Genomic DNA, 9,258 nt, shown 5'->3' on the forward strand with positions numbered 1-9,258 from the left:
CTTAGGTTTGGTCAGTGTTTTGGTAGCCATAGGTACTCAAAGCTGATTGCCTTAAGAGTTAACCTAACAAGACTTTATCTGGAAACAGCTAGACCAAATGGCGATTTATAAATTGTCCAGTTGGCTAATCTTGACAGTTAGCAGTTTTATGAACAAATATCCTCAAGCTAATTTTCTCACATGACTCAGAATAAACGAAGAATATGAAAAAAAAGTTCCCACCAGTGTTCCATATTATTGGAAACATTTATCAGAACTGCGCGCTTTGCAGAATTGTATTAATCTTATGTATGTAATTAACAGGAAAAGTACTAAAGATACTATTGTTCAAAGGTTGAAAAATGCTAAAATCTACATCAGGATACAAAGCGTCCCCAGAAGATATTTTTGTGCCAAATGCGGAGATTTGGATGTGTTGGAGGAGTTGTTAGGATGATTGACCATGACAGGCTTTTCAAAGAATTAATATCTACATTCTTTGTTGAGTTTCTCAATTTATTCCTGCCTCAAGTAGCCAGCCAAATAGACCGTGATTCTATCCAGTTTTTACCCCAAGATGTATTTACTGATGTCACATCTGGGGAAAAGAAAGAAATTGATTTGCTAGCGCAAGTGCGTTATCAGCAGCAGGAGACTTACTTTCTAATTCATGTTGAAAATCAGTCTTACACTGAGTCAGCATTTGCCAAGCGAATGTTTAAGTATTTTGCACGCTTGCATGAAAAATATGATTTACCAATTTATCCAGTTGTGATTTTCTCCTTTGACGAACCAAAACGTGTCCAAGCTCAAAATTATCGTGTTACGTTTCCCGATTTAAAGGTGCTGGAATTTCAGTTTGCAGCAATTCAATTAAATCGCTTAAGTTGGCGGGATTTTCTAACGCAACACAATCCAGTGGCGGCAGCGTTGATGGCGAAGATGAATATTGCGGTGTCAGAACGTCCGCAGGTGAAGGCAGAATGTTTACGGTTACTGACAACTTTAAGGTTAGACCCAGCGCGGATGCAATTAATTTCTGGATTTGTAGATGTGTACTTGGAACTGAATGCAGCAGAAGAAGAAGTCTTTCAAGCTGTGGTCGATACAATGGGATTAACTGAGCAGGAGGTGTATATGGAAATTGTCACCAGTTGGGAACGGAAAGCAATACAGGTAGAACGACGGGCAACTATTACTAAGATTTTAAAGCTGCGCTTTGGGGACATTGATGCTTCTTTAGAAGGCATTATTCCCGCTTTGTTACAATTGTCCCCCGATGAATATATGGATTCACTCTTGCAAGCTGACCGTGAGGAGTTATGCAACAACTTTAAAGACTTCTGGATTTTTTGGGGAATTTGGAAAGTCTCCAGTAGGTCATACGTGAGTGGATTGAGAAGAAACTGGAGTTCTTGCTCGTTTTGTAATCCCTTAAGAACCGTCAACCTATCTTTCTTCTCGGTCGTGAAGTACACTGTATAAATCGGGTTGCACACTATATTAGTTGTGTAGTTAACCCCAGCAACACGGGCAGTTGTTTGGTCAAAGTGCTGCCAAGGGCTACTAGCAAGTCCCGCTTCATAGACTTCACTTTTTTCAGTATGAAAGTCCTCGTGGTTTTTAATCAACAAGTTAGATAAATAACCTGCTGACATGGAAATACCAATATCACCCAAAAATTCTAGTAATTTGCTTTGGGTCATGTTGCTGCCATAGTATAGGCTAATCACCAAAGCTTTGATTCCCGGTCCAAATTCTCCCTCGTAACCATCTGGTAGTTCCGCTAAGTAAGTTTTTCCCTCTCTTGGAGAGTAGTATTTCTGTTTACGGAATAAAACGTTGTCGGTTGTCAGTTTGATGTCTTGAACTAAAACTTCTTCGTAGCCTTTAAACTGTGCATCAACTGGCAGCAATTCTTGGGGATATTCTAAGATTTGTTGACGGTCTATTTTGATGCTTTTGTTTTTAAACCCTTTCTCATGATTTTTTGGGGTTTTTCGTTCTTTCTCGGAAGAGAGATTACTTTTTTCGCCTCTGGGTTGCTTGGCTTTGATGTCCGGCTTCCCTTGTTCCCCTTTGAGTCGGTTATTTTCATCCCGCAACCGTTGGTTCTCTTGTGTTAAGTTCTTTACTTCCGAGTTGAGTTGCTCTACTAGGTTCAGTAATATTTCTATGGTTTGACGCAATGATTCGTCTGCAATCTCTGATGGGTCGATGGTTTGCAGGAGTTTATCTACTAGTGCCTCTGTCAACTCTTTTTGCGTCATGTGTCATATTTTATAACACAGGGTGTACTAATCAAATAGGGCTACCCCTACTTATTGAGCCGATACCTATTATTGTTGCAACTGTCATTTTTTTCAGAATTACATAACAGGGCGATCGCTTTTGTTGGTTGCCCTAATTTACTGTATGCTTGCGCCTGTTCGGTAAGTGTTCGCCCGATTTGCTGCAAATTACCTACTTGGCGATAGTAAGCAATGACTTCATCCCACTGCTTAATAGCTTGTCCCGGTTCACCGAGCTGTTGATATCCTCGCGCTAAATTTTCTCGGACAATCATGGACGAAGCAGAATTGTGGTTTTGTTGGTAGATTTCTAAAGCTTTCTGCCAATGTTCAATAGCTGCTGTAATATTTCCAGCTTGGTAAAGCTCAAGCCCTTGTTGCACTAACTGACTACCATTGGGAGATTGGGCACTAACAACCCCTCCTAATTGGAGGGACTTTGTTATTAGTGGTACATTACCCAGCCACAAGCAAAAAGTGAAACTGCACAGGAATACTAATACCAGTAAACCACGCATTCTTGATTTAGGGATTCTACTTGGCATAAGAAAGTTCTTGTGAAAATTATTCTCAATCTATTTCCGGTAGCGATTGAGTTGGACGGTCTCAAGAAGTGTGAGGCAAGCCTTCAGTTCAATATCAGTCGCAACACGATTAACTTGTGGTTTCAGCGCAAAGCCGAAACAGGTAACGTCAAACCCATTTTGTTGAATCCTGGTATAATTCTACCGGAAAAGTCATTTCAATGCGATCGCAGTTCGTTTTGGTCCGCAATCACGGTTGGTTTGAGGAGGGCGATGCTCAAGCATCATTATCCTCTAGAAACACAGGTGCTTCTAACCTACAGCAACATCAACACATTAGCCAGTACTGCAATCTGTCGCGCTAATATTTGCTTCGCTTCCGTAACCGAACCATGCCGCAACTCATGAAGTGCTTGGTGCAATCCTGTGTGAGCATTAGCTGCGCCGTTAATCGCTGTTTGTAAAACTTGTGGGTTTGTCACTCTAAAACCTTTTTCTATGCAATTATTGTGTTATTTTTTAGAACCCCTTGAGAGTAAGAACTTTCAAGGGGTCATAAAAGTCAACACAAATTTAGAGCGATCGCTTTCACGATTTAGGCTCTACGCTAATACTGCTTAGGTTTTACATACTTCATAGAAGAAGTATCCCACTTTTTCCACGCCTTGTGTAAATATAGGAGTATCAGTGAGAGAAATCGTAATGCAAGGAATACCTTTAGATTTGGTATCCCGGATTGACTGGGATCAGGAATATGGTGAATTTTTATTTCAGCAAAGGGAGGAAAAGAAACTTTCTAGAGAAGAGGTAGCACAAGCAATTACCGGACTTGGAGAACCTTGCTCTCAGCAGTTAATTCATAAAATAGAAAAATGGAAGGGCAAAGGCGATCGCTCTGTTTCTTTGTCTCTTATTTTGAAATATTGTCAAATTTTAGGGATCGAGCTTAGGCAATTTTATCCTGTTGTAGCACAAACTCTTAGTTACCCGCTGTTACAAAAAATCTCATCCGTAGCTGTTGATTAATTTCCATAAAATATGTAAAATAATAAGAGATAAAACAAAGGACAACCGCCTCAGCCTGGAAAACTTGCGCGATCGCCCTTTGACCCTTTTACAGGAAATCTTATTATGACCCATCCAACGTACACACAGCAAGCCCTTTCCCGCTATAACCTCCCTCGCCTCAAAAGAATCGCCACCAAACTCGGTGTTACACCCACCGGAGACAAGAGAGCGGCTGACACCTGGGTAAACGCCATCATCGCTCATCAATCCGCCCAGCTTCAGAAAGTTGACAACCAAGCCCTCGCTCAAGCCGAACTCGACAACTACATCGCTGACCAAGCCCAAGTTGTAGCTCCCGAACCCCTCACAATAGTCGAAATCTCATTTGACCATCACGAATATTACGCTGGTAATCACCTGATAGCCGCTATTACCTATGACGACAACCACTTAACGCAACGTTGGGTAGTCATGGTCAACAACAAAGAAGTATTTCGTGCCAACACTCTAATGCGTTGCGATCGCTTCATCTGCACTCACTACAAAGACGGCTCATTACCTGTGCAGGAGAAAGAAGCAACACCCTCCACGACCGAAAACCAAATCATGGCGCATATCTTCAACGAGTGCCAGAATTACGGCTTTGAAATTCTTGATGATGGGATTTACAACAACAACGGCGTGAAACTGGGGCAAGTCGGATGCACTGACGGGAACTGGTGGGTGAAGAGACGTTATTCAGGTCAGCAGCAGTATTCTAACTCCGTGTTTGATGCTGTGCGCTCATTGTCGATGGTGGATACGTCGCTGGCTGAACCAGTTCACGAATACTTGCAAGACCGACCCTTAGAGCAACTGACTACTGAGGAATTACAGCAGCTTTTCAACCATGAAGTGCGATCGCAACTTCAAGAATTAGTCACAGTGTAAAGCCTCGTGTGGGCAGCAGTGAAAATTGCTGCTCACTTTTAGGTATTTTTTGGGCGTTCTTCTTCAAACACACCCAAACCTCAACTCCATTACTTGCTGAAAAACATATTAGTCAAGGAATCAGCATGAGTTTATCTTTAAACCAAAGCGTTTTAATCGAGTCTCCATCTTTAAGGACATCGGCATTAGATGGATTAGATGCTTCTCGCTCTCAACAAGTATTAAACAAAGCTAAAGCTATTGTGTTTGCTGTTTGGAATGGGCAAGGTTGGGCAACTGTTGAACAGTTAGCTCAGTACTTCCAATGTTCTATACAGGGTGTTAAGCATATCTACGAGAGAAATAGTAAGGAGTTCCGGGCTAATGAAACCAGAAAACTTACTGGAAAGGACTTAGCTGATGTTCGCTCCAAACTGGAGCTAGCATCTCGAACAGCCCAAGCCAGAGTATTTTCACCTTTGGGGACACTCCGCATTGCAATGCTACTAACTGAGTCTGAGATAGCAGCGCAAGTAAGAACCATCATTTTAGACTTGGTTGTAGCTGTTCCAAATATCACACCAGTACCTTCTTCTGAAACTCCTGCCCTCCCTCCAGTTGAGCAACGGCTACATACTTTTGTGCAGGCAATGAAGACTTTAGCCGAACTCACAGGTGGCAGACTCAACCCATACATGGAACAGAATTGCAAAGACTTCGCCGCCAATCTTATAGCTGACTACAACAGACAGTCCTTAACCGGCACACAAGAAAAGTGGCTAGGGGTGGTGAATTTTGCGGAGAGCGAACTTGGAAAGAAAGTCCCCCTGAGCGGCGCTCACTACCGGGGACATCTTGGGACATGGGTGAGAACATTCTACCCACACTTGGGCGATCGCCAAGAAACACGATTGGTTAATGGGGTTCAACAGCCCATCTATGTCTACGCTTGTCACGAGCCGACTGTTGCAGCTGGGTTGACCAAAGCTATAGAAGAATTTTTCGCTCATCCCAGTCCTGGTGCAGCGCTAAGGCAGGCAGGTGCTTTCTCAAAGAAAGCTGTAGTTACCGTTTGATAATTATTAGCTGTCTGAGTTTTGTAACCTGTTGGGATTTTATGATTATCCTCAAAGTTCGAGGTTACGCAACCATGAATAACTGCCCCAAGTGCGGAAGTAAAGAAATTTATAGAAAAGCTCTTGATGATTTAGTAGTTTATTGCGATTGCTGTCATCACTCTTGGGAAGATAAACAACTAAAAAGACCGATTCTTGAAACTAGCGTTTACATGAACCGGGGAGCAATGAAGGGTAAACATAATGTGACAGTTTGGTACTGCCCTACTGACCCATCACGTTATTCTTTTTCTCTAACCTACGGTGGTGGAGTTTGTAATTTTAGAGAGTTTGTTGATGACCCGTATCTAAGTGGCAGCTATACCACCCCACAAGAAGCATTAGAAGCAGGTATTGCAGAGGTAAAAAGTGATGGCCAGATTTCATGACACAAGAGCAGCAGCACTAGCAGGGCAAATAGACCAAATCAACGCAATCGGTTGGGAGTTGGCGTGTGACTTCGCACTACAGCAGCACGCAGTTAAAGGCGTACTCTCACCAGTAGAAACAGTATTGCATTTCGATATGTTTCTCGCTAGGTCAAAGGACACAGCCGATACAAGACAGGCAATTTGGGCAGAACAAGTAAACCAAAATATTAGCGGAATCGAATGGTACACCGTCGAGTATGGCGGCGTGACTGTGGAGCTTCCCCGGCTGTGTGAGGAGTTAACGCTTGTTCCTGGCGACAAAGAGATATTGATGCAGTCCAAGTCGGTGGCCCTCGATTTCCTCGCGCAATGGAACATGGTGTTTAAACTGTGGCGTTACGACCGCGAAACTGATGAGCGCTGGCTAGAATCTCGGTGGAGTCAGTTTTACACCGAATACATAAGCCGGGAATGGGTGGAAGTTTGGGCTGAGGATGAGGTCTACCAGATTCTCCTAAAAGATGGAACATTTCAGGATAAGCCTACATTCGCCATCAATGCTTGCTGCTGCTGGGGCAATCCGCTAGCAATTCATCGCACCACTGCATACTCTAATTCTGGCTCAAGCTGGTTTCAATGGAATAACTTTACCCCGTGGAGATAAAAGCGATCGCTATTAAACAAGTAGCAATCCCCACATTAAACACTTTTTCATATTTGGCATAACCAACATGAGAGTCATTGTTACAGTCACCGAAAAGATTACTAGTGAGGCTCACATTAATATCCCCGATGGGCTTTCAGAATCAGGTATTAGGCAGCATATTGTAGACCGCTATAACAGTGGCGAGATGCTAACTGATATGAACATTTTTCAAGTGGATTTTGAATCAATCAGCGCTCTTGTTGTCAAACAAGTGGGAGAGAGTTTATGACTGTTGCACAACTGCTGACACCACGGCCATACTCTCCTAAATCTACAGGAGAAACTGTTGGCAGGCATCCATTGAACTTTTACGAGTCTCCATCATGGTTTACTACGGAATTACTGCGCCATGTTCCGTTATCTGGTGTCATTGGTGAGCCTTGTGTGGGGATGGGAGCGATCGCTTCTTTGTTGAATGTGTGGCCTCATACAGAACATATCTGGACTAACGACATCGATCAGAACTTACAGGCACATTTTCACTACGATGCAACATTAGCCAAATCATGGGAAAAATTTCCCGATTGCGATTGGATCTGCACTAATCCACCATATTCGGAGTTTGCTGCACCAATCATCAAAAATGCGTACCAGAAAGCGCGTGTGGGTGTCGCTGCTTTTTTACTTACCAGCTTTCTAGAACCTTGTGATGATCGGGCGGATTTCTTACAGCAGCACCCGCCGTCACTTGTTCTAATCATGCCCCGCTTCTGTTTTCGTAAGGATAAACGGGGTACTCGTTGGGCTACCGATAATATCACCATCTCATGTTTTGTCTGGGATAAACGCGCAACAGGGCAACAAATTATTATTCGTCCCAAGTCGGCGATCGCTGGATTTTACAAGAACCCTGAACAGGCGATTTCGCCTGAACAGGCTTTTGAGATTGTACGGGCGATAGCCCAAGGGAAATATTTATGAAACAGATGTCACTTTTTGATGAACCTACCACTGTTTTACCAGTCAACTATTATCCAGACTTCCTCACTCTTACTGAAGCCGACGAACTCTACCAACATTGCCAAGAACTGCAATGGCAGCAAAACACAATCAGAATGCTGGGTAAAACGATGCCTGTGCCTCGTTTGGAATGTATTTACGGGGATGAGGGCTGTGATTACCTCTACTCCAAAAGTGTACTACTCAAACCACTGCCTTGGACTTCATCGCTAGCCCAACTGCGAAATAGGATTACTGCTGCCACAGGCTACAGCTTCCGCATTGTCATCGGCAATCAGTACAGGAGTGGCCAAGATTCGATAGGGTGGCACAACGACAGTGAAGCTTCGATGGGGTTAAATCCCACAATCGCATCCATCAGTCTGGGTTCAGTGAGGAAATTCCAAATCAAGCCCATTGGGGGCAAGCCTACTGACTTTTGGCTGGAGCATGGGAGTCTGCTGGTGATGCTTCCGGGTTGCCAGAGTACTCATCTGCATCAAGTTCCTAAGACGAACAAAGTGGTTGGCACTCGGATTAATCTCACATTTCGACCACACGTAGGGGGCAGGAGATGAGTACCGTAATTCTTAAACTTTATCGTGTGTTTCAAATCTCAAATCTTATTAATCAGCAACCAGCCCAGGCAATTGTTTAAGTGATTACTTGTGAAGATTTTTAGACGAGTTACATCTTAAAAAATAGATGTAATAAGCAAGTCAGTCAAATTATTAAAGCTAAATAATGCTAATTGAACCTGGAAAATTACATACCAAGCAAAACTTTAATTTTCTACTTGATTATCAATTTCTGGCTCATATAAAGAGCGCAATTCGTCAACACTATTTGCTGTTTCTATTGCTGACAAGATTGAGCTAAGTAATTTAACATCTTCAAGAAGCTCAATTTCAGGTAATAAGTTTTGTCCAGATGTTCCAAATTTGAGTTTTAATCCTAAAGCTATGCCTTTTAACAATTCTTCTATTCGGGCAATTCGCTCAAATGATGTCATGTACTGCATACGCTGTTGTGCCTCCAATTGTTCTACTTCTGTTTTAAACTCTCGTTCTAAATCCAATGGTAGCGTTAGCATCCAGTCAATAAAAGCTAACAAGTTTACAACAGCATCGCGCTCAACCCCTTGCTCGAACAACCGACGCACTAAAGCCAGCTTCTGCTGCTTACGTTGTAACCTATCACTCTTGGTCTGCATTGCCACCAAATGAGCCATTACCACTGTAGCGAATGGATTACGGCTGGCTTCTAGCTCTCTCCACCTTTGTTGATAGTTGTGCTTTGAATCATAATGTGGGAAAAATTTTGAACCATAAATCGAGAAAGAGTTAACGCATTTTCGGACTTTCTCACCAATCCCAACATAAAGCTTTGAATCAAATCATGAGAGAGAGTTAAAAT

Annotated in this window: 12 protein-coding genes; 9 read left to right on the plus strand and 3 right to left on the minus strand. The window is 42.8% G+C overall.

The window, feature by feature from the left end; genetic code table 11:
- Positions 1-432 precede the first annotated feature (432 nt).
- Positions 433-1,464: an Rpn family recombination-promoting nuclease/putative transposase gene (locus LC574_RS12785; protein WP_229453870.1), complete on the plus strand. Its 1,032-nt coding sequence runs from the start codon at positions 433-435 to the stop codon at positions 1,462-1,464.
- A gap of 832 nt (positions 1,465-2,296) precedes the next feature.
- Here the strand turns inward: LC574_RS12785 and LC574_RS12790 are convergent.
- Both LC574_RS12790 and LC574_RS12795 read right to left on the minus strand, forming a co-directional pair.
- Positions 2,297-2,815, minus strand: coding sequence for a lipopolysaccharide assembly protein LapB (locus LC574_RS12790; RefSeq protein ID WP_229453871.1), 519 nt, complete (start codon positions 2,813-2,815; stop codon positions 2,297-2,299).
- Between the two features lie 296 nt (positions 2,816-3,111).
- Positions 3,112-3,276 (minus strand): hypothetical protein, encoded by a 165-nt coding sequence (locus LC574_RS12795; protein WP_229453881.1) that lies wholly within the window; start codon positions 3,274-3,276, stop codon positions 3,112-3,114.
- Positions 3,277-3,496: 220 nt separating this feature from the next.
- Here LC574_RS12795 and LC574_RS12800 point away from each other — a divergent pair, with 220 nt between their 5' ends.
- The 8 genes from LC574_RS12800 to LC574_RS12835 all read left to right on the plus strand — a co-directional run bounded on the left by LC574_RS12800 (position 3,497) and on the right by LC574_RS12835 (position 8,420).
- Positions 3,497-3,820, plus strand: a complete 324-nt coding sequence (locus LC574_RS12800) for a helix-turn-helix transcriptional regulator (protein WP_229453872.1) — start codon at positions 3,497-3,499, stop codon at positions 3,818-3,820.
- Positions 3,821-3,925: 105 nt separating this feature from the next.
- Positions 3,926-4,732, plus strand: a complete 807-nt coding sequence (locus tag LC574_RS12805; protein ID WP_229453873.1) for a hypothetical protein — start codon at positions 3,926-3,928, stop codon at positions 4,730-4,732.
- Positions 4,733-4,857: 125 nt separating this feature from the next.
- Positions 4,858-5,787 (plus strand): hypothetical protein, encoded by a 930-nt coding sequence (locus LC574_RS12810; RefSeq protein ID WP_229453874.1) that lies wholly within the window; start codon positions 4,858-4,860, stop codon positions 5,785-5,787.
- A gap of 74 nt (positions 5,788-5,861) precedes the next feature.
- Positions 5,862-6,215 (plus strand): hypothetical protein, encoded by a 354-nt coding sequence (locus LC574_RS12815; protein ID WP_229453875.1) that lies wholly within the window; start codon positions 5,862-5,864, stop codon positions 6,213-6,215.
- The gene (locus LC574_RS12820) at positions 6,199-6,861 is read left to right on the plus strand and encodes a hypothetical protein (RefSeq protein WP_229453876.1); all 663 of its coding nucleotides are present in this window, start codon (positions 6,199-6,201) and stop codon (positions 6,859-6,861) included. Before LC574_RS12815 ends, LC574_RS12820 begins: the two co-directional genes overlap by 17 nt.
- Positions 6,862-6,928: 67 nt before the next feature.
- Positions 6,929-7,132, plus strand: a complete 204-nt coding sequence (locus tag LC574_RS12825) for a hypothetical protein (RefSeq protein WP_229453877.1) — start codon at positions 6,929-6,931, stop codon at positions 7,130-7,132.
- Entirely contained in the window at positions 7,129-7,824 is a 696-nt protein-coding gene (locus tag LC574_RS12830; RefSeq protein WP_229453878.1) for a hypothetical protein, read from the plus strand. Before LC574_RS12825 ends, LC574_RS12830 begins: the two co-directional genes overlap by 4 nt.
- Positions 7,821-8,420: an alpha-ketoglutarate-dependent dioxygenase AlkB gene (locus LC574_RS12835; RefSeq protein ID WP_229453879.1), complete on the plus strand. Its 600-nt coding sequence runs from the start codon at positions 7,821-7,823 to the stop codon at positions 8,418-8,420. Before LC574_RS12830 ends, LC574_RS12835 begins: the two co-directional genes overlap by 4 nt.
- Before the next feature lie 206 nt (positions 8,421-8,626).
- Here the strand turns inward: LC574_RS12835 and LC574_RS12840 are convergent, their stop codons facing one another.
- Positions 8,627-9,079, minus strand: a complete 453-nt coding sequence (locus tag LC574_RS12840; protein WP_229453880.1) for a hypothetical protein — start codon at positions 9,077-9,079, stop codon at positions 8,627-8,629.
- Positions 9,080-9,258 lie beyond the last annotated feature (179 nt).

Origin of the sequence: Nostoc sp. CHAB 5715, from assembly GCF_020829685.1 — a bacterium.
In the GTDB taxonomy this organism is placed as follows: domain Bacteria; phylum Cyanobacteriota; class Cyanobacteriia; order Cyanobacteriales; family Nostocaceae; genus Nostoc.